21 protein-coding genes are annotated in these 25,011 nt (G+C 37.0%); 4 read left to right on the plus strand and 17 right to left on the minus strand.

Going from position 1 to position 25,011, the window contains the following annotated elements:
- Positions 1-163: 163 nt before the first annotated feature.
- The 4 genes from ACAN52_RS02490 to ACAN52_RS02505 all read right to left on the minus strand — a co-directional run bounded on the left by ACAN52_RS02490 (position 164) and on the right by ACAN52_RS02505 (position 6,673).
- Positions 164-2,605 carry a glycogen/starch/alpha-glucan phosphorylase gene (locus tag ACAN52_RS02490; RefSeq protein ID WP_378951700.1) on the minus strand — a complete coding sequence of 814 codons (2,442 nt, stop codon included), beginning with the start codon at positions 2,603-2,605 and terminating at the stop codon, positions 164-166.
- 55 nt (positions 2,606-2,660) lie between these two features.
- Positions 2,661-3,776 (minus strand): glucose-1-phosphate adenylyltransferase subunit GlgD, encoded by a 1,116-nt coding sequence (gene glgD, locus ACAN52_RS02495; RefSeq protein ID WP_378951703.1) that lies wholly within the window; start codon positions 3,774-3,776, stop codon positions 2,661-2,663.
- A 1-nt stretch (position 3,777) separates the two neighbouring features.
- A complete protein-coding gene (locus ACAN52_RS02500; RefSeq protein WP_378951705.1) occupies positions 3,778-4,965 on the minus strand; it encodes a glucose-1-phosphate adenylyltransferase in 1,188 nt (395 codons plus the stop codon).
- Positions 4,966-5,137: 172 nt separating this feature from the next.
- Positions 5,138-6,673 carry a CHAD domain-containing protein gene (locus ACAN52_RS02505; protein ID WP_378951707.1) on the minus strand — a complete coding sequence of 512 codons (1,536 nt, stop codon included), beginning with the start codon at positions 6,671-6,673 and terminating at the stop codon, positions 5,138-5,140.
- A 278-nt stretch (positions 6,674-6,951) separates the two neighbouring features.
- Here ACAN52_RS02505 and ACAN52_RS02510 point away from each other — a divergent pair, with 278 nt between their 5' ends.
- Entirely contained in the window at positions 6,952-8,520 is a 1,569-nt protein-coding gene (locus ACAN52_RS02510) for a DUF3369 domain-containing protein (RefSeq protein ID WP_378951709.1), read from the plus strand.
- Between the two features lie 79 nt (positions 8,521-8,599).
- Here the strand turns inward: ACAN52_RS02510 and ACAN52_RS02515 are convergent, their stop codons facing one another.
- The 3 genes from ACAN52_RS02515 to ACAN52_RS02525 all read right to left on the minus strand — a co-directional run bounded on the left by ACAN52_RS02515 (position 8,600) and on the right by ACAN52_RS02525 (position 12,104).
- Positions 8,600-10,204 (minus strand): peptide chain release factor 3, encoded by a 1,605-nt coding sequence (locus ACAN52_RS02515; RefSeq protein ID WP_378951711.1) that lies wholly within the window; start codon positions 10,202-10,204, stop codon positions 8,600-8,602.
- Between the two features lie 235 nt (positions 10,205-10,439).
- Positions 10,440-11,108, minus strand: coding sequence for a hypothetical protein (locus ACAN52_RS02520; protein ID WP_378951713.1), 669 nt, complete (start codon positions 11,106-11,108; stop codon positions 10,440-10,442).
- A 39-nt stretch (positions 11,109-11,147) separates the two neighbouring features.
- Positions 11,148-12,104 carry a DUF1858 domain-containing protein gene (locus ACAN52_RS02525; RefSeq protein ID WP_378951715.1) on the minus strand — a complete coding sequence of 319 codons (957 nt, stop codon included), beginning with the start codon at positions 12,102-12,104 and terminating at the stop codon, positions 11,148-11,150.
- 314 nt (positions 12,105-12,418) lie between these two features.
- Between ACAN52_RS02525 and ACAN52_RS02530 the strand changes: the two genes are divergently transcribed.
- The gene (locus tag ACAN52_RS02530) at positions 12,419-13,612 is read left to right on the plus strand and encodes a GGDEF domain-containing protein (RefSeq protein WP_378951718.1); all 1,194 of its coding nucleotides are present in this window, start codon (positions 12,419-12,421) and stop codon (positions 13,610-13,612) included.
- Between the two features lie 54 nt (positions 13,613-13,666).
- Here ACAN52_RS02530 and ACAN52_RS02535 read toward each other — a convergent pair whose 3' ends face one another.
- Together ACAN52_RS02535 and ACAN52_RS02540 are read right to left on the minus strand one after the other, a co-directional pair.
- Positions 13,667-14,125, minus strand: coding sequence for a chemotaxis protein CheX (locus ACAN52_RS02535; protein WP_378951721.1), 459 nt, complete (start codon positions 14,123-14,125; stop codon positions 13,667-13,669).
- Positions 14,126-14,127: 2 nt separating this feature from the next.
- Positions 14,128-15,063: a response regulator gene (locus tag ACAN52_RS02540; protein WP_378951723.1), complete on the minus strand. Its 936-nt coding sequence runs from the start codon at positions 15,061-15,063 to the stop codon at positions 14,128-14,130.
- 158 nt (positions 15,064-15,221) lie between these two features.
- Between ACAN52_RS02540 and ACAN52_RS02545 the strand changes: the two genes are divergently transcribed.
- Positions 15,222-16,547 (plus strand): hexokinase, encoded by a 1,326-nt coding sequence (locus ACAN52_RS02545; protein WP_378951726.1) that lies wholly within the window; start codon positions 15,222-15,224, stop codon positions 16,545-16,547.
- Positions 16,548-16,626: 79 nt separating this feature from the next.
- Here ACAN52_RS02545 and pdxT read toward each other — a convergent pair whose 3' ends face one another.
- Both pdxT and pdxS read right to left on the minus strand, forming a co-directional pair.
- Entirely contained in the window at positions 16,627-17,196 is a 570-nt protein-coding gene (pdxT, locus tag ACAN52_RS02550; RefSeq protein ID WP_378951729.1) for a pyridoxal 5'-phosphate synthase glutaminase subunit PdxT, read from the minus strand.
- A gap of 30 nt (positions 17,197-17,226) precedes the next feature.
- The gene (gene pdxS / locus ACAN52_RS02555) at positions 17,227-18,108 is read right to left on the minus strand and encodes a pyridoxal 5'-phosphate synthase lyase subunit PdxS (protein WP_378951731.1); all 882 of its coding nucleotides are present in this window, start codon (positions 18,106-18,108) and stop codon (positions 17,227-17,229) included.
- 157 nt (positions 18,109-18,265) lie between these two features.
- Here pdxS and ACAN52_RS02560 point away from each other — a divergent pair, with 157 nt between their 5' ends.
- A complete protein-coding gene (locus ACAN52_RS02560; protein WP_378951734.1) occupies positions 18,266-19,669 on the plus strand; it encodes a PLP-dependent aminotransferase family protein in 1,404 nt (467 codons plus the stop codon).
- 3 nt (positions 19,670-19,672) lie between these two features.
- Here the strand turns inward: ACAN52_RS02560 and ACAN52_RS02565 are convergent, their stop codons facing one another.
- The 6 genes from ACAN52_RS02565 to ACAN52_RS02590 all read right to left on the minus strand — a co-directional run bounded on the left by ACAN52_RS02565 (position 19,673) and on the right by ACAN52_RS02590 (position 24,634).
- A complete protein-coding gene (locus ACAN52_RS02565) occupies positions 19,673-20,359 on the minus strand; it encodes an NAD(P)-binding domain-containing protein (protein ID WP_378951736.1) in 687 nt (228 codons plus the stop codon).
- A gap of 255 nt (positions 20,360-20,614) precedes the next feature.
- Positions 20,615-20,830: a hypothetical protein gene (locus tag ACAN52_RS02570; RefSeq protein ID WP_378951739.1), complete on the minus strand. Its 216-nt coding sequence runs from the start codon at positions 20,828-20,830 to the stop codon at positions 20,615-20,617.
- A 53-nt stretch (positions 20,831-20,883) separates the two neighbouring features.
- The gene (locus tag ACAN52_RS02575; RefSeq protein ID WP_378951742.1) at positions 20,884-21,498 is read right to left on the minus strand and encodes a hypothetical protein; all 615 of its coding nucleotides are present in this window, start codon (positions 21,496-21,498) and stop codon (positions 20,884-20,886) included.
- Positions 21,495-23,609 carry a heavy metal translocating P-type ATPase gene (locus tag ACAN52_RS02580; protein WP_378951745.1) on the minus strand — a complete coding sequence of 705 codons (2,115 nt, stop codon included), beginning with the start codon at positions 23,607-23,609 and terminating at the stop codon, positions 21,495-21,497. The genes ACAN52_RS02575 and ACAN52_RS02580 overlap by 4 nt, the downstream gene beginning before the upstream one ends.
- Complete coding sequence (locus ACAN52_RS02585) at positions 23,606-24,133, minus strand: HMA2 domain-containing protein (protein WP_378951748.1); 528 nt, start codon at positions 24,131-24,133, stop codon at positions 23,606-23,608. Before ACAN52_RS02585 ends, ACAN52_RS02580 begins: the two co-directional genes overlap by 4 nt.
- A 3-nt stretch (positions 24,134-24,136) precedes the next feature.
- Positions 24,137-24,634: an HMA2 domain-containing protein gene (locus ACAN52_RS02590; RefSeq protein WP_378951751.1), complete on the minus strand. Its 498-nt coding sequence runs from the start codon at positions 24,632-24,634 to the stop codon at positions 24,137-24,139.
- Between the last annotated feature and the right edge of the window lie 377 nt (positions 24,635-25,011).

Here is a 25,011-nt window from a genome sequence, read left to right on the forward strand (position 1 = left end):
TTTTATTACACATTTTATTTGTTATTATTTCCCGTTTTGTTCCTAAACTCCTCTATTTTTTATTATATCTTTGTAAATTTCTGTCGAAAAATTTTCTTATTTTGCAATTTATTTATTTAATGACAATTGGGGATATACAAAATCGTATATCCCCATAAAATATCTATCCGATTATAGGGGTTGATCTGATTCCCCATATACCAACTGCATACTCTGCGATGGCTCGATCACTGGAAAAATAACCTGAATAAGCAATGTTTCTGACACACATGGACAACCATTGTTGTCGATCTCTAAATTTACCTTCAAGTAATAATTGAGCCTGACAATACAAGGAAAAATCTTTAAGAACAAAGAACTCATCATTATTTTGTAATAAATAATTGTAAAGAGGTCTAAATTCTTCTTTCGCACTTGGTAGAAAGCCATTCACTAATTGTTCCAAGATCTTCTTTATGCGTATGTCTTGATTATAGACATCCCAGGCATTGTAGCCACCATAATTATAATAATTAAAAACCTCTTCAGCTGTAAGACCAAAAATAATGATATTATCCTCATTAACGGCATCTCTGATTTCAATGTTGGCACCATCAAGTGTCCCAATCGTAACAGCACCATTCATCATAAACTTCATATTACCTGTACCCGAGGCTTCCTTACCTGCTGTAGAAATTTGCTCACTGACATCAGCTGCTGGAAAAAGTATTTCTCCTAAAGATACACTATAGTTTTCTAAAAAAACAACTTTTAATTTATCATGAATGGTTTTGTCATTGTTAATCACTGTCGCCAATAAATTAATTAATTTAACTGTTTGTTTCGCAATATGATAACTAGGTGCCGCTTTACCAGCAAAAATGAATGTCCGCGGTATGATATCAAAGCTAGGATTTTCTTTCAGTAGATTATATAAATGCATAATGTGTAATACATTTAAAATTTGACGTTTGTAAGCATGAATTCGCTTAATCTGTACATCAAAAATAGAATGTACATTAATTGCTATTCTATTTTTTTCATGAATGTAATTGGCTAATCGTTGTTTATTCTGCAATTTAATTTCAGCAAGTTGCCCTTTGAAAACTGTATTGGTCTCAACTTGGCATAATCCCAAAAGTTCAATGGGATATTTAATCCACTGGTCGCCAATCGTCTTTGTAATCAATGCAGCTAATCGAGGATTGGCTTTCAATAGCCATCGTCGATGAGTAATACCATTCGTCTTATTATTAAATTTATAAGGATAATATTGATCAAAGTCATACATAATATGATTTCGTAAAATATCACTATGCAGTGCTGCAACACCGTTTACACTATGGCTTCCAACGACTGCTAAACGAGCCATATGAACTACGCCATCAGCAATCACTGCCATACGCCCAATATGGTCCCATTCCCCTGGGTATTTTGCCCACAATTCTCGGCAAAATCGCTCATTGATTTCGTCAATAATCATATAGATGCGTGGTAATAATTTTTTCACCATTTCCACAGGCCACATTTCAAGAGCTTCGGGCATTATCGTATGATTGGTATAAGATATTGTTCTCGTAGTAATCTGCCATGCATCATCCCAGTTCAATTCCTCTACATCTAATAGTAATCGCATCAATTCAGGAATAGCTAAAGCTGGATGGGTATCATTAATGTGCACGGCAATTTTATCAGGGAATTCTTTCATGTTATAATTTTTATTTTTATTTTTAAACCCCCGTATGATGCTTTGTAATCCTGCTGACACAAAAAAATATTCTTGTTTTAATCTTAATAAACGCCCTTCAATAAAACTATCATCGGGATAAAGAATCTTAGAAATTCTCTCGACTGAATGTTTATATTCCACAGCCTTTAAATAATCACTGCGATTCAAAGACGCAAAATTTAAATCACTTTCGGCGAGTTCAGCACTCCATAACCTTAATGTATTGACTGTATTATTTTGGTATCCAACTATGGGAATATCATAAGGTATTGCCAATACGATTTCATAATCCTCATGGATGTACTGAACGCCCTTTGAATCTTCTACGTTTTTTCTTATGTTTCCACCAAACTTTACCTCAACCGCTTTATCATTTTTGCGATATTCCCATATATATCCATCTTTTAACCAATTGTCTGGTACTTCGACCTGGTTATGATTGACGATCTTTTGCTCAAATAATCCATATTTATAACGTATACCACAACCATGTCCCGGTAAATTAAGTGAGGCCATAGAGTCTAAAAAACAAGCTGCTAATCGCCCCAGCCCTCCATTACCAAGACCGGCATCAGGTTCTTCTTGAATTATATCTTTAATATCAATACCCAATTCAGCCAAGGCTTGTGTACAGACTTCTGTCATCCCCATATTTAACAAATTCATTTCCAAAAGTTTTCCTAGTAAAAACTCTATAGAAAAATAGTAAAGCTGTTTTTCCCTTTTATCACTATACTGTTCATTGCTTTTTGTCCAATTGGGATTGATATAATCACGAATTAAACTGCCTAGAGCTGCATATCGTTCATTTCGATTTGTCTCTGCAGGACCTTTATCATACATTTTCTGTACTTTATGCAGATAAGCTTCTTTAAAACTGTCTTTATCAATCAACAATATAAACCTCCCCATATAAATGTGGATAGTGCCGTGACGATTCCTAACAGCACTCTTAAATGACAGTACCTTTCTCAATGACAAGTGGATAATTTGTTTCCCCTTTTAGCCATTTCCCTTGGGTAATGCTTACATTTTTATCGCAGATGATATTTTCAAGGATCGCATTTTCACCAATCTCACATTTTTGCATAATGATGCTATCCTTTATATATGCACCTTTATGTACCGTCACGCCACGAAATAGAATACTATTTTCCACACACCCTGCAATGATCGAACCATTACCAAGGATTGTATTTGAAACTTTGGCATTTTCCTTATATTTTACTGGAGCTTCATCCTTTACTTTTGTATAGACTAGCCCTGATTTTAAGAATAATTCTTCCCATTTTTCTGGTTTTAGCAATTCCATATTATGACGGTAATAGCTTTTCACACAATCAACGCGAGCAACATATCCTTTATAGGAATAACCATACATTCTTAACTTATCAATATTGCGAATCAGGATATCTTTGACAAAATCCAAGCCCCCCCGTGCTTGGCATTCTTTAATTAACCGTACCAACAAACCTTTTTCAATGAGATACATTTCCATCGAAACCTTACGTGATAAAGTTTCAGATGGATTGATCACTAGATTATCAAGACGCCCATCATTTTGACACTCTAAGATTGCATGTTTCATAAAGTCTTCAGTCCCATGATATTCTTTGTACATCACTGTAATATCGGCACACATTTCTTGATGAAATTTAAAAAGTTTACGATAATTCAAATTGCAGATAATATGGCTCCCTGCAATCAATACGTATTTTTGCCGACTGCTTTCAATATAATCGAGATTATTGTAGAAATTATCAATATTTCCTCGATAAAAACCGGCTAAGTACTGAGGTTGACCAGGTGGTAAAATAAATAAACCATCACGTTTGCGCGCCAAATCCCATTCTTTACCAGATCTTAAATGATCCATAAGTGCCCGATATTTTTCTTGTACCAAAATCCCAACATTTTGAATACCCGAGTTAACCATGTTCGATAAAATAAAATCAATCATCCGATATCGGCCACCAAAAGGTACAGCAGCTAGTGGTCGTCCTTTTGTTAATTCAGCTAAAAACTCTTGATCTTCATTAAGATTAATAATTCCCATTACATTTTGCATGTCATCCCACCTGCTTTTGTATTCCTATGATACTCTGTGCCAAGACATCACTATCACTAGGAATCACTATATTTTCTTCTATTACCGTTATGCCTTTATACGTAAGATTACCAAGAATTGCGCCTGCTCCAAGGATACTTTTACGGCCAATAATTGTCCGCTGTACTTTAGAGTGAGCACCAATATTGACATAAGGCATGATAATTGAATCTTTTATTTGGGCACCTTCTCCAATATGTACCCCTGGAAAGACCACTGAATGTTCGACTTCTCCCAAAATAGAACAACCTTCACTAACCAGAGACCGTGTTATTTTTGCTGAACTCCCGACATAATGTGGGGGCCGTGCTGCATTGACAGAATAAACTCGCCAATTTGGATTATATAGATCAAGCTCAGGTTCTTCATTCAATAAATCCATATTAGCTTCCCAGAAACTTTCGATCGTCCCTACGTCTTTCCAATATCCATCAAAATAATATGCGGCTAAGCGATGATCTGCAGCCAACAGTTTCGGAATAATATCCTTACCAAAGTCATGACTCGAAATAAGATTTTTACTATCATCTTCTAAAGCTTTTCTAAGGAGCCGCCAATTAAAAATATAGATCCCCATCGATGCTAAATTGCTTTTTGGTTCTGTAGGTTTTTCAGCAAATTCCGTAATTCGCCCTGTTTGAGCGACGCTCATAATGCCAAATCTTGAGGTCTCATGCCATGGAACTTCAACTACTGAAATTGTCACTTCAGCTTTTTTAGCCTTATGATATTCTAGCATGAGAGAATAATCCATATTGTAAATATGGTCACCCGATAATATGAGCACATAATTAGGATTCATCATCTCAATAAAATTTAAATTTTGATAAATGGCATCTGCTGTTCCCTTATACCATTCAGCACCTTTTTCCTGTGCATAGGGTGGTAATATAAAGACCCCACCATCTCTACGATCCAAATCCCATGAACTTCCAATTCCAATGTAATTATGTAGTGCCAAGGGTTGATATTGAGTCAGTACACCCACTGTATCCATCCCTGAATTGTGGCAATTACTGAGTGAGAAATCAATAATGCGATATTTACCACCAAAAGGTACTGCTGGTTTTGCGATGTTCTTTGTTAAGCTCCCCAAACGACTCCCCTGTCCACCAGCTAAAATCATTGCCACACATTCTTTTTTACCCACAATACCAATCCCCCATTTTCATATCACTATAATGTAATGCTCTAAGAAACCCATTTTCTATCCTATTCACTCCTCATTATAAAAATTCCTAATTTCATATCAGTTACGTACAATTTTTTACATGTATTCTAAAATAGATAAAACCGTTGCGCTAGCACAACGGTTTTATCTATCATTTATTCCATTCCCATTTTTTAGCTACATTGTGAAATTTTTTCCAATATTTATCCATTTTATTTTGGATAAACATTTTTTCATACTCATTCCAGCCAATGATCATTCCAATTTCTAGATGTAATGCTTTAGTCGCCTTTCCTGTTAGTAACGTTCGAAACAAATTATCTATACTCGCATAATCAGTCAATAAACCGAGTTTATCTTGTAAGACGTCTAAACGCACACTAAACTGAGGTATCTCACGGAGTAGGGGCTGAAAGACTTGTAATACGTACTTTATTTTTTTTATTTGTAAACGGATTTTATGTACAGTGTCAGTTTGAGTCCAATCAATATTTTTACTTTGCTTACTGACGTTCTTAATCCAGGCAGCAAAGTACTGAACTACATATTCTTGAATACTCAGATGATCTTCTAAAAACTTCGGAGCCTGCGGTTCAATAAGAGTGGCCCATAAATCCAATAACAAAGGTGATGATAAACCATGATAAAGACTTTTGTATAATTTCTCAGTTTCTTTTAATCGATACTTTGCTAATACTTCACCTAGAGCAGTTTTATCCTCTCTAATGATGACTTGGCTGTACTGTCTCCAATTTTCATAAGCAACATCAATATCACGTAATACGCCCATACATTGTCCCAAAGTCCTTAACTCAGCTTGATACCATTGATATTGTTCATCCGTAAATAAACGACTCGAAAAATCCAATAAGGAACGTAAGCGACGTAAGGCAATACGCAATTCGTGCAAAGCTTCCGTCTGTGTTTGATTTTCAAAAAAAAGTTGCTGGGCAACTAAAACTTGAAGGATCAATTGGACGAGACCTGTACGTAGTCCTTCACTTGCTGCCATATGTTTATCGAGTTGAATCAATTGATTCGTTTCAAGTGGCTCATCAGTTACGAGCCCTGCCAACTTCAAACCACGATAAAATTTACTCTTTGATTCCGGTAGTAAAGGATATTCTTTCGCCAGCATTGCTCCTAATCTAACCACTGCAGCTGCCTGCCCAGCCTTTAGTTCTAATTCCACTTCCAAAATGGGAGCAGTCTGCGAACCAGCAATAATAACGCCCTCATCAGCCGCCACTTCAATCTGACTGCCATCAGCCATGATTACATCTAAGCTTGTACGCTCAAATCGAGTAATCAAGATAGGATTCAGTATTTGATCACCAATCACTTCAATCAATTTTTCTCCAATATCAGTGTTTGAGAATACAGTAATATCCGGCTCAGCATTACTGACAACAACATTCCATTCCTGACGGTCATGCAGGCCACCATGAGATGCTCCACCACCTTTTACAGTCGCGATCCACTGTTCACCTTCACGTCGAATGCGATATGCCAATTTTTCTTTTTGTAAACTACCGATCTCTGTATCAAAGTAATAAGCTTCTAATGTTTGACAAACCTTTGAGTCAGGTACTGCGATTTCCCTTAATGACTGGCTTGTCATAATCCGCCCCCACATACGGCGATCAGTACATATCAGTTTTAATTCAAGCTCTGTATGCTTTGACAATATAATCCCCCTCTTCCAACCTCATTAAGATAGGATCTTCCCTTTTAGGGTATCGTATATGGCATATTTTATCAATTGTCTTATGATAGTTTTTTTTGCAAATAATCCTTTTTTTTGCAGGGGAAGTTGATATTTTATCGAATTTTAAATGTACTTCTATTTATTTTGTATGGTTTTATTATGTGATCGATACCAAAAATAAAACATTGAATATATGAGAAAAATCGGTACTTACAGGAAATTTAGAATTGAGTTTCTGTCGGAAAAGGAGATAGGTTATGGCAATGAATGATAAAGAACTATTATTTCAAGAAGATGAGGAAGCTACACTCTTTACCGAAAGCCTCCGATCTCCTAGTAACGAACCAAGATGGAAAATATTAATCGTCGATGATGAGGAAGAAGTTCACACTGTAACCAAGATGGCTCTTCGACGATTTACCTTTGACGGTAAGGCTATTCATTTTCTGAGTGCTTACTCAGCTGCAGAAGGAAAGAGACTTCTATCAGAAAATATAGATATAGCTGTTGTTTTATTAGATGTAGTGATGGAAAAAGAGGATTCAGGACTTCAACTTGCACGCTATATCCGTACTGAGCTCAATAATCATCTAGTAAGAATCATCCTCCGCACTGGACAACCTGGCCAAGCACCAGAGCATAAGGTTGTTGTAGAATATGATATTAATGATTACAAAGAAAAAACCGAACTCACAGCTCAAAAACTTCATACTACGTTAGTGACAACTCTTCGCTCATTTCGTGATATGAGTACGATTGAAGCCAATCGCCGCAGCCTGAAGAAAATCATCGAGTCATCTGCTACCATGTTTGAAGCCCAGTCCATCGGTAATTTTACTTCTGGCGTCTTATCTCAAATTATATCTCTTTTAAATATGAACCCCACTGCTTTATCTTATCATGTATCCGGCATCGCTGTGACCAAAAAAAATCTCAATGATCTTCTGATACTTGCTGCGACTGGTTCCTATAAATCACTGATTGGAAAAACAATGACTCCAGAAAGTTTTATCGGTCCACGTAATGATATTATGAATGCCTTCAAAGAGAAACAAAACCTTTACTTTCATGACCGTTTTGTTATTTATTTTTGCAGTAAACAGGGCTCGGAAAACGTACTTTATATCGATGGAATTCCTGCACTCAGTATTTGGGATCGAGATTTGATTGAGATTTTTTGTACCAATGTTTCCGTCGCCTTCGATAATATCTATTTAAGTCAAGAAGTTGAAGATACGCAAAAAGAAATCCTTTTCACCTTAGGTGAAGTTGCAGAAGCACGTTCTCAAGAAACGGGTAATCATGTTAAGCGTGTCGCTGAAATGGCTAAATTATTAGCTCTAAAGTATGGTCTGTCACCGGAGGAAGCGGAAAGTTTGCGTTTGGCTGCTCCCATTCACGATGTAGGAAAATTAGCAATTCCAGATGCCATTTTAAACAAACCTGGAAAATTAACAGCAGAAGAGTTTACGATCATGAAAACTCATTCACCGATTGGCTATGAAATGCTCAAAAATTCTAAGCGTTCAATCCTAAAACTCGGAGCATTGATCGCTCTACAGCATCATGAACGTTATGATGGAACGGGCTATCCTCACGGTCTTGTTGGCGAAGAAATTCATATTTATGGACGAATTGTTGCATTAGCTGATGTTTTTGATGCACTCAATAGTACACGAGTCTATAAAAGTACTTGGCCACTTGATGATATACTTTGTTATATTCGGGAACAACGCGGTGCTCACTTTGACCCCAAGCTTGTGGATATTTTTCTCGATAACTTAGATGAAATTTTACTGATTTGCAAAAGACTTGCAGACATGTAAAAAATAAGCCTCCAAGTCAGCATGTGCGTTGAACACATATCATCTTGCTGACTTGGAGGCTTATTTGTTGATTGTATCCTTATATGCCTTGAGAATTCTCAGGAATCTCTAAAAACTCAACATCAGGGTTACGTTCACTCACCCATCGGATGGCCCATTCATTGCTTAATAGGAGAACTGGTCGATCTTTTATATCATGAATAATCATGCCACTATCAATACCCTTCATTGACTTAATTGCACTTTCTTCACCAACTAACCAACGCGCTACACTAAATGATAAGCGATCCATAATAAGATCAACGCCATATTCATTTTTTAAGCGATATTCTAATACTTCAAATTGTAACGCTCCGACTACTCCAATAATAAAGGCTTCTACTGCACTGTCCCGTTGACGGAAGACCTGTACAGCTCCTTCTTGTGTCAGCTGAGTCATGCCTTTGACGAACTGTTTGCGTTTCATTGTATCCTTAGGTTGCACTCGCGCAAATTGTTCTGGAGGAAACGCAGGAAAATCTTGGAAACTGAATTTCATATTTTCCTGGCACAAGGTATCACCAATACCAAAAACTCCAGCATCAAATAGACCAATGATATCCCCTGGATAGGCTTCATCAATGATTGTCCGCTCTTGAGCCAAAAACTGCTGTGGTTGAGCCAGTTTAATATTTTTACCTGATTGCACATGATATACAGACATTCCACGAGTAAATTTACCTGAGCAAATGCGGATAAAAGCTAAACGATCGCGATGAGCTGGGTTCATATTAGCCTGTATTTTAAACACAAATGCCGAGAACTCTTCTTGGGTCGGATTAATTTCCCCTTCATTGGATAAACGTGGTGCTGGCGGTGGTGCCAACTTTAAAAATTCTTCTAGAAATGGACGCACACCAAAATTGGTCATTGCACTACCAAAAAACATCGGTGTCAATTCTCCGCTCTTAACCTGTTCTAAATCAAAAGCATCACCAGCCATATCCAAAAGCTCAATATCCTCACATAAAGCTTCATGAATATCAGAGCCTAAGGTCTCACGGAAAGCTGGATCACTTACATTCCCCATCGTTGAAGGCAATACAGACTGACCATGTGATCCATCGCGCTCAAACAATTCTACTTGAGCTTCTTGACGATTATATACCCCAACATAATTACCATGTATTCCTACCGGCCAATTCATAGGATATGCCCTTATACCAAGAACCTGTTCAATTTCTTCCATTAATTCAAAAGGATTTTTACCAAAACGATCTAATTTATTCACAAAAGTAAATACAGGTATTTTACGTTGCCGGCACACATGGAATAGCTTTTTAGTCTGCTCTTCCACGCCTTTCGCTACGTCGATGAGCATGACAGCGCTATCCGCTGCCATCAACGTACGATAAGTATCTTCACTAAAATCCTGATGGCCAGGCGTATCCAAAATATTAACTCGATGGCCATCATAATCAAATTGTAATACACTGGATGTTACAGAAATACCCCTTTGTTTTTCAATCTCCATCCAGTCAGAAACAGCATGTTTCTGAGCTTTTCGAGACTTTACAGAACCAGCTAATCGAATGGCTCCACCATACAATAATAATTTTTCCGTCAACGTTGTTTTCCCCGCATCTGGATGGGAAATAATCGCAAATGTCCTTCGTCGTTTCGTCTCTAACTCTAATTCTTCCATTATATCGTAAAAGACCCCCTACAATCCTAAATTAACTATATAAATACTCTCTATTACTATAGGGTCACACCTCTAAAATGTCAATTATTATCCTAAGAGAGGTAAAAAAAATCAATGACAATTTAGCTTATGCTCTCCTTTCATTCTCTTGCTTAAAATCAAGAAAATCTTATATTTCTCAGATATCCAATGAAAAAAACCAAGCACCTTTTATAAATGCTTGGTTAATTATATGTTAGCGTTTTACAATCTCGTGTCTGTTTACTCGATCACCTTTTAAAGTATCAGCAGTTTGTTGATAGATAAAATTCGGATTTAATGCAGTAACAAAACCAGTAAACCATTGTTGATAAAGTTCTTTCATGAAATTTTTATCGACTCCAGCCTTTACCCAATTTCGTTCTTGCAGACAAACATTACCTTCCCAAACTATTTTGTCAGCTGCATTTTCAATAACAGCATCGCCTTCATCACAAGGCATACCATTTAGTAAATAATCATTTAAGGCCTGATAGATTCCACTTGGAAGTTCAGCCTCATATTTTCCTTGGTTTTTAGCATGTTGACCGCATATCTTACCGTGCTCAGCATAAGCATCTCTAGCGATCCCCTCGGCAGCACTACCACACGTATCAACAAGTTCCTTGATAAAAGCAGCTTCGCGCGTTTCAGCAATGGTAACCTGACGTTGTAGCCAACCATGAATATTACTATGATCAATGATTTCTTCTAATTTTGCATCAGGCTGAGGTGCTCCATAGATTTGCCAAACCTGTTCTTGTAATTCTTCAGCTGTCGATCCACACATTTCTTCAGCTTTTGCATAAATCAACTGTTCTCGTTCAACCACCCGACTTATTTTATGATAAAGCCAGTGATGAATATGTCCTAAAAATGCACTCATATTAAATTCCTCCTACGATCATCGTTTTTTTATCTTATATTAAATGACTTTATTTAAACTCGCTATGATTTCATTTAAATTAAGTCCATGAATATCAGCAGCCTTACGAACAGCTTCACCTGTCGCTGATGGGCAACCGAGACACCCCATACCAAAAGAGCGAAATACAGGAACGGTTTGAGGATATATACGCACAATATCACTGATAATACTGTCAGCTGTAATCTTATCACCAAAGACTAAAGTGCCTTCTGTCAATCCACCTGGAACAGGTACAATATCTCGATTTTCTGGAGATTGAGGTACTAATGGCTGAGTTGTCTGGCTCACACCTTGATAAAAAGCAGCTAATACATCAGCTTTAAACTTTTTAAGACCAACCCGATCAATAAATTGTCCCATCCGTTCAATATCAGCATTCTTCTGATAGTATTTGACAATTACATCAACAATATGCAAAACCTCATCATAATCCAAACCCTCGATCAAAAGATCTGCAAGCCTTGGGTGTGCACCAGCACTACCACCTACATAAAGATCCCAGCCTAAATCTGTTCCAATCACACCGATATCCTTAACATGAACTTCTGCACAAGAGTTTTGACAACCTGCAACTCCGAATTTCATACGAGAAGGCATTTCTTTTTTGTGATATAATTTATCTAGTTCCATCCCAAGCTTAATGCTATCTTGTTTGCCTCTTTTGCAAAATACATTACCTGGACACATTTTTATACTACGTACGCAATTAGCAAATCCCATAGCAGGCTCCATGCCCAATTCTTCCCATATTTCTTCAATGTTTTCAGCTTTAAGACCAGTGATCATCACTCGTTGTGCTGATGTCAATTTCATGACACCATGATATTTTTCTGCCACATCGGCATACTTTCTCATTAAATCAGGCTTTATAAAACCACCAGGTAAATGTGGTGTAATAGCATATGTACGATTTCCATCACGAATTTTTTGTAAATTAGCACCTTTAGGTAACATCTCGGCACCTCCCTCAAATATTATCTTTATAATACCCTAAAACAATATTCTTATCTGTGATTTATATCAAAGTTTGAAAATTTTTTTACATTTTTTCATTACATTTATCGACATTTTATTACAAAAAAAAGGTTTTTTCATTTCTTTTTTCGAATACTATATAAACTGCAATAAAGATTCTTAAGGTTAGTCATTGAGGATGTCTTATATCCTACCTATGTAGCTTAATAATATAGATGTCACTTTCTTTAATGCAACTTATATATTATGGATAAACATATATATCTTGTAATTAAGTAGCAAGGAGAAGCTCTATGCTTAAACAGCCGAAAACTCCCCCTTTCAAAAATCTAGTGTTAAATGCACAAAAAAATATTAGCATCTATTTTATTGTTAGCATCTTTTTAAATATAGTATGGAATTTTATGTCGACTCACCTTTCTCTCGATGCTGAGACAATCCGTCATATAGGAACCATCACGAGTTTGATTTATTTATCGATTACAGCAATTCTAGTTTCTTTATTTTTTAGGCATCATACTTCTGCAATTCACCATTCTGAAAATCTACTGCACAAAAATAATATCCAGCTCATTCAAACTAACAATGAATTGTTAGCAATTGACGAAAAACTACGCCATAAATTAACAGAATCATTGGAACAACAAAAAATTATTAAGGATCAAAATGAATATGTACTGGCTTTATTAGCTGCGATGCCAGACCTCATCTTTCATTTTGACAAAAATGGTTTATTTATAGATTATAATGCTACGAATAATAATAACGTTCTAGCAAATTCAATTAACCCTCTCATTGGAAAATCAGTTTATGATCTTTTACCTTTAGCCTTAGCAGAAGATACAAAACAAATGATTGCTAAAGTCCTAGAAACAAACGAACTGCAAATCATGGAATACAATCTTCCTGTGGATGATCACGATCGCTATTGGGAGGCTCGACTCGTTAAGGTCAATGAAAATCAAGTTCTCGCAGTTGTTCGCGATACCACCCAACGTAGTCAATTACTGAAAGAACTGCATTATGTAAGTCTCCATGATCACCTGACCGGACTCTATAATCGCGCATATTTTGAACAGCAAATGCAACACTTAAATGGTACTGAACATCTACCAATTACTTTATTGATTTGTGATCTTGATGGTTTAAAAACGATCAATGATACCTTAGGACATCAATTCGGCGATCAACTCTTAAAAGCAGCAGCAACTACATTGTCAGGAGCTTTTCGTAAGCACGATATCATCGCTCGTATTGGCGGTGATGAATTTGCAATTTTATTACCAAATACTCCTGTACATGAAGCTGAAAAAGCATACCAACGCATCCGAAAAGCAGAAATGGCTTATAATAAAGAAAATCCATCTCTAATTTTAGGTATTTCTATTGGTTTTGCTGTTAGTGATGAACAACTTGCTGATACGAAAAATTTATTTGTAGAAGCTGATATTAATATGTATAAACAAAAAAATCGCCGCAAATTATAATCGATCTATAAATTAAAAGTAACCTTGCAACAATGTGTAAGGTTACTTTTTTGTCTACAATAGACCGATATTTAATTCTATGAGTAAGGAATCAACAATCATTTCCACAACAATAAATTTATTACTACTTACTTTTGCCTTGAAGTCCGATCCAACGACTAAAGTTGGTGGTGAAATATCAACTTTTATTCCATATTTTTCAAAGTTGGTTGCAGCATTCCCAGTTACCATATTGGTCAATTCAGAAATAGCACTTTGTGCCATCTCATCCATTTCAGCAACAGGCATTCCCATCATCATGGTCGAAGCAATTTTCTTTGCTGTGTCTTCTGTCATATTATAAGCGACATTACCCCTCATGGCATCTGTCAATCCTACAAGAACGGTAACACCCTTACTCTCCATAAATTGATCTTTTACCAAAAGTTTACCTTTGGTAATGTTTTGAAATCCCAATTGAGGCATGATATACAGAATTGCTTCAATAAATGGATTGATCATTTTTGCATCCAAAATTATTCTCCCCCCACGAACCCAACATTCATATAGATTTCACCAATTTCAGTCTGGGCTTTTACAGTACTTGAAGCCATTTTCGGATTAATAATACCAAGCGATTGACCAATAAAAACACTTGGTGGTGTAATTCGAATCTCAAACTGACTGCCCTTGAATGAATTATTAATCTGAGATACACTATGACCAGCGACAATATTAGCAAACTCTGCGATACTATTCAATGTATCATCCTCAGATACTGAACTGCTGCCGAGTATTTTTTTTGCAAAAATCTCAGCACTCTCTCCCGATACATCCAAGACCATTCGCCCTTGTCGAGTTCCAGTAATACCAATAATAATAGCCAAACCATGGCATACAAATTTAAGTCCAGTACTATGAAGAATGCTTATTTCACTACTAATTCCAACCATTTCAGCAAGATTTTTTTCAAAAGACTTAATAAAAGGCTTCAATAATTTTGTCTGTTGATCTTCCTCTTGCTTTTCTTCGTTCCAAACAGTATCTAACTTTGTTATCAGCTGATCTGCTTTTATTGGTTTTTGTAGAAATCCTCTTATACCAATGGCTGTACCACTATTGACAATGACTTCATCTTTCATTGCACTGACAACAACAATCTTGGCATGGGGATCAAAGATTAAAATCTCTCTCGAGCATACGAGTCCATCCATATCAGGTAAGGTCAAATCCATAGTTACAAGATCAGGATTACAAGTGCGATATTTTTCGATACCTTCGCTACCAGTACCAGCAAAACCACAAATTTCATAATTTGAATTGGCCAATGCATTTTCAATTATTTTTTGACTAAATGGAGAGTCATCAACAACTAATACTCGAATTTTATCCATAAAATCACCGCCATAGTAAATTTTATATTTTTTTGTCTGTAAATGAATTCCTGTGTCATGTTCATTATATAATTCCATATATCTTTTTTTTCACCTGCATATTATAGACTTTTTTTCTATAATATGACTAGCGATTGGTTTTCAGGGCTTTACCTATTTGACTTTATGACTTACTATTATAGATAGTGTTATTCTTATCCTTGTGTTAAATCATAATGATCAAGGAGGTTGCTACGATGAGTCATTTATTAACCCAATTGCAAGCACTCACTATAGAACTTAGTATCTCATCCGGACAAATCAATATCATTGCTGATTGTTTCTGCCAAACTATGATCGACGGACTCCTGGGGAAATACAGTCCGCTAAAAATGCTACCATCTTATCTAAACAAACCATCGCGAGATGAAAGAGGTACTTTTTTAGCCCTAGACTTTGGTGGTACAAATGTACGGGTCCTTTTAACTGAGTTATTTGGTAACGGAATTTTTAAAGTACACGCCCGTGTCAGTAGTCCCCTTAGAGCGATTGATGATCACTACAATTATATTTCTAATCATTCCACAGGAGATCAGTTATTTGATTTTATTGCTATGCAAATTGGAATGATCGTCAAACAAGATCAAACTTATCCTCTCGGACATACCTTTTCTTTTCCAACCCATCAAACAAGCCTTAACACTGGTACTCTTATTGATTGGACTAAAGAAATTGAGACTCAAAATGTTGTAGGTCATGATGTAACTACATTGCTTACCGCAGCTTTGACCAGGCAACAGCTTACTAATGTTTTACCTAAAGCGATTATTAACGATACTGTCGGAACACTGTTAACATCTGCTTACACTGATCCGACAACAACGATTGGTTCTATTTGTGGTACCGGTCACAACACAGCTTATATTGAGCCATGTGAACCCCTCACAAAGCAATCAATGATCATCAATTTAGAATCTGGTAATTTTGATCAATTACCTTTTACAATTTATGATAAAATACTTGATGATCATAGTGAAAAGCCAGGATCCCAACGTTTGGAGAAAATGGTCTCTGGGCACTATATTGGTGAACAAGTTCGTATTATTGCTTGTAGTTTATTTGATGCTGGCTTGCTAGCAGCTTGTTCTAATAAAAAAATTCTAGCCAAACCATATCTTCTAAGTGGTGCTCACATTTCCCTCTTACAAGAAGATACAAGTGAGAACCTAGACGTTATTAACAATTGGCTTATCGAAGATCTAGATATTAAAAATTCAACGCTTTCAGATCGCCAAGCTCTTAAAACAATTGCAGCTCTCGTATGTACTCGTTCAGCACGCCTCGTCGCAGCAACTTATCTAGGCATCATTAAACATATTGATCCACAACTAAAAAATTCACACAATATTGCGATTGATGGCTCACTTTACGAAAAAATGCCCGGCTATGCGAGTGCTCTTCGGGAAACCTTAGCCGAAGCCTTAGGTCAAAAAGTCATCAATGTAACAACCACTCTAACAAAAGATGGTTCAGGAATTGGTGCTGCCATCGCAACGGCAATTGCAGTCCACGTGACAAAATAATAACGCAAAAATAGCACCGTTCTATCATATGAAAGATTGATATGATAGAACGGTGCTTTAAATCTACCTGACAAGTATCCTATTCCTTAATCATGGAAATAAAATAATTGTGAATACGATTGTCATTGGTTAATTCGGGGTGAAAAGCAGTGACTAACATTTTATCTTGTTGAGCAATCACAATTTTTTCATTTACCATCGCCAATATTTTTACATTCTCACCAGCAATTTCAATATAGGGCGCGCGGATAAAGACTGCTTGTACCGGTTCTTCACCAAACTCAGGTACTGACATCGATGCTTCAAAACTTTCTCGCTGTCTCCCAAAACCATTGCGTTTGACTGCTATATCCATCAATCCTAAACGTGGTTGATCACTTCCGATAATCTCCTTAGCGAGCATAATCATCCCCGCGCAAGTACCGTAGATGGCCATACCTTCCCTTACTCGATCTTGAATCTTTTCCATGAGTCCCCATTGTACCATTAGCTTACCAATGGTCGTGCTTTCCCCGCCCGGAATAACAAGACCAACTACATCATCAAGTTCTTCTGGTTTTCTAATTTCTACGGCTGTAGCACCACAACCTTCGAGCATCCAGCAGTGTTCACGAAAGGCACCCTGCAATGCTAAAACCCCAATTTTCATATCTGCCTCCACTGACTCTTCTCTGTTTTATTACCAACCACGATCTTGCATGCGTTCATGATCAGACAATGTGGAAATTTCAATACCAACCATGGCTTCACCAAGATCACGGGAAATTTCAGCTAATATTTTAGGATCTTTATAGTAAGTTGTAGCTGCTACAATCGCTTTAGCTCTTTTCACAGGGTCTCCAGATTTAAAGATACCTGATCCAACAAAAACACCATCACAACCTAGATGCATCATCAATGCCGCATCAGCTGGCGTTGCAATACCACCTGCTGCAAAGTTAACAACAGGTAAACGACCTAATTTTCGAACTTCCATCACTAATTCTAAAGGTGCTGCAATATTTTTTGCAAAAGCAGATACTTCTTCGATTGGCAAATGTTGTAATTGACGAATTTCACTCATTACCATTCGGATATGTTTTACAGCTTCAATGACATTACCTGTACCAGGCTCACCTTTCGTACGAATCATAGCTGCGCCTTCGCCAATACGACGTAATGCTTCACCAAGATTTTTAGCGCCACAGACAAAAGGAACTTTAAACTCATGTTTATCAATATGGAATTTATCATCTGCTGGAGTCAATACTTCACTTTCATCGATATAGTCAACTCCCAGAGACTCTAGAATTTGTGCTTCTACAAAATGACCAATTCTACCTTTAGCCATAACTGGGATGGTTACCGCATCCATAATATTTAAAACAATGCTAGGATCAGCCATTCTCGCAACACCACCAGCGGCACGAATATCTGCTGGTACACGTTCTAAAGCCATAACAGCGCATGCTCCTGCTGCTTCAGCAATTTTTGCTTGCTCAGGGTTAATAACATCCATAATTACGCCGCCTTTAAGCATTTCTGCCAAACCGGCTTTTACACGAAAGGTTCCTTGTTGCATTGATGATTCCTCCTGAAATTGTTTTTATTTTTAGTCCAAAAAAAACTGTAATTAAGGACTTCTTTAAAATATAATTGTATTATAAATCAAAATAGACCTCATTAAAATATACAGAATTGACATTTTTAATAGGTACAGTTGGAGGATCTTATCCATTATGAACTTAATTACATTAGAATCAAAAAAAATTACACCTCTTTATATACAACTTTATAACTATTTTAAGACTGAAATTGAGGATAATCGGTTAAATCAAGGTGAAAAATTACCCTCTATTCGGGGACTTGCAAAAAGTCTTTCAATCAGTAAAATCACTGTGGAAAAAGCCTATCAACAACTTGTGAGTGAAGGATATATTGAAAATTATGATCGTTCTCGCTATACTGTCAATAAATTAGATCGTCTTATTTGTAAAACCACGTCTTTTCCTATTGAGAAAAAAAATGATACAAAAAAAATAATATTAAAAAGTAATGTTCGTTATGATTTTTCAAGTGGTGAAATGGATATTGATGGATTTGATTTTTCTCTCTGGAAACGTTATATAAGTAAAGCATTTCTGCATAAAGAACGTCTTGTAAGTTATGGAAATATTAAAGGCGAGGAAGAGCTACGCATCGAAATTGCAAAATATATTCAAAAATCAAGAGGTGTTTACACTCATAAATCCCAAATCATCATTGGTGCTGGTGTACAGAACCTCTTGAGCATTCTATGCAGTATACTTAAACTAGAAAATAATAGTATCGCTTTTGAAGAACCAGGTTTTAAAAACGGAAGGCGTATTTTTGCTGATAATGCTTTTAAAATCAAACCAATAAAAATGAAAAAAGACGGAATTGATATGGAAGAACTCGTCGATAGCGGTGAAACTCTTGTCTATGTCAGTCCATCTCACCAATTTCCAACAGGCTATATTATGCCAATCGGAAGGCGAAATCAACTCTTAAATTGGGCTAAAGCAAAGAATGGTACAATTATTGAAGATGATTATGACAGTGAATTTCGTTACTATGGACGCCCTATACCAGCGTTAAAAGGTCTTGACACTAGGGGAAATGTTGTTTATTTGGGTTCATTTTCCAAAATAATACCACCTTCAATACGTATTAGCTATATGGTCTTACCTGAAAAATTTTTGGAAATTTATCAAAAAAAATCATCTCTATATAACCAAGCCGCTTCTACAATTGAGCAGCTTGCCCTTGCTCAATTTATGGCGGATGGTCATTTAGAGAGGCAAATTCGTAAACTTCGCAAATTATATTATGAAAAAAATCGGCTATTTTTTGATTCAATTAAAACAATTCTAGGTGAAAATGTAGAAGTTAATGAGAATGAATCTGGGCTTCATACCATTCTTACAGTAAAGTCAAACTTACAAGCACGAGAATTAGTTGAAAGAGCACTGCAACACGGTTGTCGAGTAGCACCTGTTGAAGACTATTATTGGGAAGTCGCCCCAGAAAAACTACCACAAATCATATTATATTTTTCTAAAATACCTGGGGCTGAAATGAAAGCTGCTATGGAACAATTAAAAGTTGCCTGGTTCATATAATATTTAATTTTTATTGATCTTACTTTTTACGGATTGGACGATTTCTCGCGCAAAAGGCCCCAGATTTTCATCAGCATATGCTTTGAGTATACCAGCCGCGACTTGCCGAATTGCACTTTTAACCATAATTTCATTTGTAATATTTTGTTGTTTTAAGAGTTCTTCAATATTGACAGCTGCTTCAAGTGCCTTCTCTGCTGCAATCGTATTAATGGTATACACAATATCAGCCTTCCCTACAAGTACCTGTCCAATGAGCTGAAAGATCTCAATCATCTGTGGTACCAGATCTGCTGGAAATTGATTGATGATAATGACAGGTTTTTCACCAAGCGCCATTTCATCAGCATGCCCAATAAATTTAATGCATATACACTTCACATGGGGCGCAGCCATTTTTTCTAACATATGTTGGGCTACATTAGTAGCTATATTAATGACAGTAATGGGTTCTTGTATTTGATTAAACATTTTAATACAACTCACAACTTCATGGTCAGGTACAGCTAAAATAACAGTCCCCATTTTCACGATTTCTTCTAAATGATCGACAGTCGAAACAGATAACGTTTCAGCTATTGCATTCATCTGCGCTCTATTTCGATCAAATAAACATAGGTCCACATTTCCTGCCAATGCTGTTGCTAATACTCTGCCCATACGTCCCACTCCAACCAATCCAATCCCCATATACTCACCTCGATGATAGTATATGGATTCGATTGATCTTATGTGTTAATAAAATTTATTATTTTTCCAAAATCGAGTCATAGCATAAAGTTATCGTAAACTGCCACCATGTTATACTCTTGCTTGCGCCAAGTCCGCAGATGCAGGCAGAAACTTTAATCGTTCTTACTTGAAACCCTAGAAAGTGTTATACTTTCTGATTCCGTAAAAAAAGTCCAAGCAGTCAATGACTGCTTGGACTTTTTTAAGCATATTTTATGCGCTAACACTCTGCCGCTCAGCGATCATATCTTCTAAGCGTTCTTTTTGTCTCATTAATTCATCCATAGGCACATCAGCTGTACGTTGAGGAGCTGGAGGCTGAAGAGCAGACATACATTTTTGAGAATGTTCTTCCATCATTTTGTAGCCAAATGCACCTGCCACTACACCAACTGCTAAACCAATCCAGAAATCAGTTCTTGAAAACATCTATTTTCACCTCCTTCCACATCGTATTACCTGATAAAAAGAGCAACATATGATTAGCAACCCGTCAATCCGCAGCGAAGAGAGGGAACTCCCTGCGCTTGCTTATTATGTAAGGGAAGAACTCCAACAATCTCCATGAAATTAAACAGCCACGTCATAAACAATCCAGCAAAAGCTTTATTGGAGCCACGATTTAATACACTCACTAAACCAGCAATACTATCCAAATGAAGATTTCTAGATGGACTATTCTGTCCACCACAATGAGTCATGACAGAATAACCAGTAATACCAAAAGCCGCTGTTTCTAAGAGAGTAACAACCCCATTATTAGGAGCAACTCGCCTCAAAATAAATGCTAAAGCAATGGTCCCTCCGGCCAGTAAAGACCAGAATAAGTCATTCCGACAGTCTCGTCCTCCAACCGTATAGCCCATGGCCGCAAAAATTTGGTCTAATACAGCTAGTATACTTGACAGTTCCATCTTATCAACACTATATTCAATCAGGAGAGATCGAGTAATCCCATTCCAGGTCACCCTCCTAATATCAGTACATGCCTCTAATCTTGTCAAATGAGTAGCAAATACTCCTGCCAAATGGGGAGCCACCACAATCCTCACTCGACCTGGAATTACATGTACAATTTCATAAGCTCTGCTTGTCATTTTTTCTTCTCCATCAGTAAAATTCTTGCACTATTTAGCACCACACCAATCGTGGCGGCATTGTGAATAAGAGCCGAAACCATGGGACTGGTACGCCCGATAGCTCCTAGTAACATAGCTGCCGTATTAATAGCAATCGTTGTCGTAAAATTTTGCTGAACAATCTTCATCGTACGTTGCCCTAGATCAATCATTTCAGGCAGAATTAAAGGATCCTCTGAATTAATCGTAATCGCTGCTGATTCCACGGCAATATCTGTACGTCGTCCTCCCATAGCCACACCAACATCTGCGAAGGCTAAGGCAGGAGCATCATTAATTCCATCCCCAATCATCATAACATGAGAGTTGCGTTGCAATTTAGAAACTAATAAGGCTTTATCTGCCGGTAACACTTCAGCATGATAAGAGTCAATATCCAGTGTACCTGCTACATGCTGCGCTACATTCTTACTATCGCCAGTAATCATAACAATTTCATCAATACCATTACGTCGTAGACGGTTTATGGTCTTTTTCATATTGGGTCTTACAGGATCGTTAATAACCAGCATGCCTAAGAATATACCATTACGAGCTACATATACCACATTATAACCGCAGTCGGCATAAGTCTGCCCTCTCTCAACAGAAATTTGACACTCTACATGATTTTCGCGCATAAAGGGAATACTACCAACTAAGATTTCTCCTCCAGTAATCTCTTCACTATCAGGTACGTTAGCTTTAATTCCTTTTGCAATAATCGTTTCTGAACTCGTATGATTTGGAACTTCCCATCCTTGTTCTGCTACGTAATCTAAAATGGCCGAAGCCAGAGGATGAGCCGAATGATATTCTGCTGCAGCCGCTAACAATACTAATTCTTTATCAAGTATTCCCTTTGCAGGCTCAATCAGCACCACTTTAGGAGTTCCCACTGTAATAGTGCCTGTTTTATCTAAAACAACAGTATCAATACTGCCTAAAGACTCTACATAATTACCGCCCTTAATCAATACGCCTCGCTTGGCCGCTCGACCAATGGCTGCGGAAATGGCCGTGGCTGTAGATAATTTTAAACCACAAGAATAGTCAATAAACAATATATTAAGTACTCTTTGCCAATCTTTCGTCAATCCATAGACTAAACCAGCAGCAATAAAAGAGATCGGAACTAATTTAGTAGCCATTTGATCCGCAAAATTCTGTACTGGCGCTCGCCGTGACTGAGCATCTTCCACCATATGAACAATCCTTGCTAAGGCCGTAGCATCTCCTACTTTTTCCACAATAATCTCTAAAAAACCATTTTTAACAACAGTTCCAGCGTAAACATAATCACCATTTGATTTTTCTACTGGGACATATTCACCAGTAATGGAAGATTGGTCAATCGCTGCTGCACCGCTTTTCACCCTGCCATCGACACAAATCTTTTCTCCCAAATGTACACAAATGCGGTCACCTGGTTGTAAACTTTCAACGGCAACCTTCCGTTCATGTCCATCCTCTTCAATTTTCCAGGCATGAGGCTGATCAAGACGTAACATATCGGAAATATGATTGCGCGCCTTTTCTGCCGTATATGTGGTCAGCATCTCTGCTGCATTTGCCAACATCAATAAAGTGAGACTTGATTCTGGCTTACCGGCAATAACAGAAGCGATAACTGCAGTCGTCGTCAGTGTATCAGCATTGAGTTGACGTTCTTTAATTACCCCACCAATGCCATCACGAATAAAATTACGCGCTACAAACAAAGTAAAAGCACTTCTAGCAATATATAAACTCTTAAAAGCTGTCGGCGAATACATTCGTAATAATTGAAGCCCTACCAACCCCAAACCAGCAGTAATGGCATCACGCCGATAAATACTCACAGCAGATTTTTCAGCCTTTTTCTTGGGTAATTGTTTAGATACTAATTGCTCACTCGCAGTAAACTCTTGAATTAGGCTTCCAACTATTTTCCTAGAAACGATTCCACGTGATCGTACTGTCATACAGCCACTATCATTAATGTATGCACTAACAACCCCTGCTAACTTTCGAACATGTATTTCCAACATCGTTTTTTGATATATAGTCGTATGAACGGGGACATTAAACACACTCTGCTCATACATCATGCATTGCGTCCTTTCAACAATGAATAGGCCCACCATAACATCTGAGGCCCTGAAGGACGTTCACCCAATGTCCAAACTTTATTTGCACCCCAAGCCAATAAACCTAAGGATACCAAAGTACGCAAATCAAAGGTAAATCCTGTATTCACTCGTATTGATTGATTCAAATTACCAAAGCTACGACGAATATCACTCCCTACTTTTCCATAGATATCAGTAGGATTAGGACGCCGAGAAATCTCATCTAGATATTGCATCATGATATCAATCTGGTCATCTTGACAAGTATATTCAAGTAATACAGTACCTGTTGTTTGATTGACCTTAAAACTGCGTAAAACAGGAATATCCGTTAATTGCTCTTCTACACTTTCAGCAAATTCAGCATTGTTAAGCAACTTTTCATGATAATACCGACGTCGACCATGCATTGCATGTACTAAACTAAATCCATTTCCACGGTATAATTTTCCAAATTGTTTTCCAGCAGAAATGCCTAAAGCCAATCCTGTTAAATAGTTCATTATTTATCTCCTCCCGTACTGCCGTGCTACCAAATTTTCTACTTCTTTCAATAGTGGCTGACTCGCTACATCTTCTGGTGAATACTGAATTAATACAGAACCAGTTGCTGGATTTATTGAAAAAGAATGAATTTCCCTTATGGAGTCTAAATATTCTTTAACCTGTTGAACACTCTCTAAATTATTTAACAATTGATGTGAATAAAGCCTTACTCTACCTGGTACATAATGCAATACTTGCACATGTTGAGATAAAAAGGTAATTGCCGTTTTCTGGTTAAAAAAATTAGCACAGCCAGTAAATATCCCTTTCATTCCACTCACCTCCCCATGTAAATATTTCACTAAGGAATTTCGATGCTGCAAAGAATGTACCCCCGCTAATGCTGTCAACATCACTCCAAAAGCAATATGATATTTTTTATTAAAACCTATCGTCAATAAACTCCCCACCAAAGAAATGGCTAAACCTAAACTGGTAGATGAATTCTTCATTTGCATCCTAAACATCCTTTCATATGTTGATAATTAAAATCATTATCAATAGACGTCCATATTACCCACATTTATCGGTAATTATACTCTTTTATGACTATTTTTGCAATATTTTCTTTTATTTTTCTCATTATTTAGTTATTTCGACTTTTTTCTCCTATACTTTAAAATCTCAATACCATAAAGAAAACTTGACTTCGGCCAAGACTCAGCACAGACCAAAGTCTTAGTTGCCCTTACTTGTAACCCTAGAAAGTGTTATGCTTTCTAATTGCGCAAAAAAGGGATCATTCTCTACTGTATAGAGAGTTGATCCCTTTGGCGACTTGATCTACAATTTCTAATATTGCTACCATAATAATTAGTAAAGCAACAACAAAACG

Origin of the sequence: Pelosinus sp. sgz500959 (assembly GCF_042610375.1) — a bacterium.
Classification (GTDB): domain Bacteria; phylum Bacillota; class Negativicutes; order DSM-13327; family DSM-13327; genus CTSoil-075.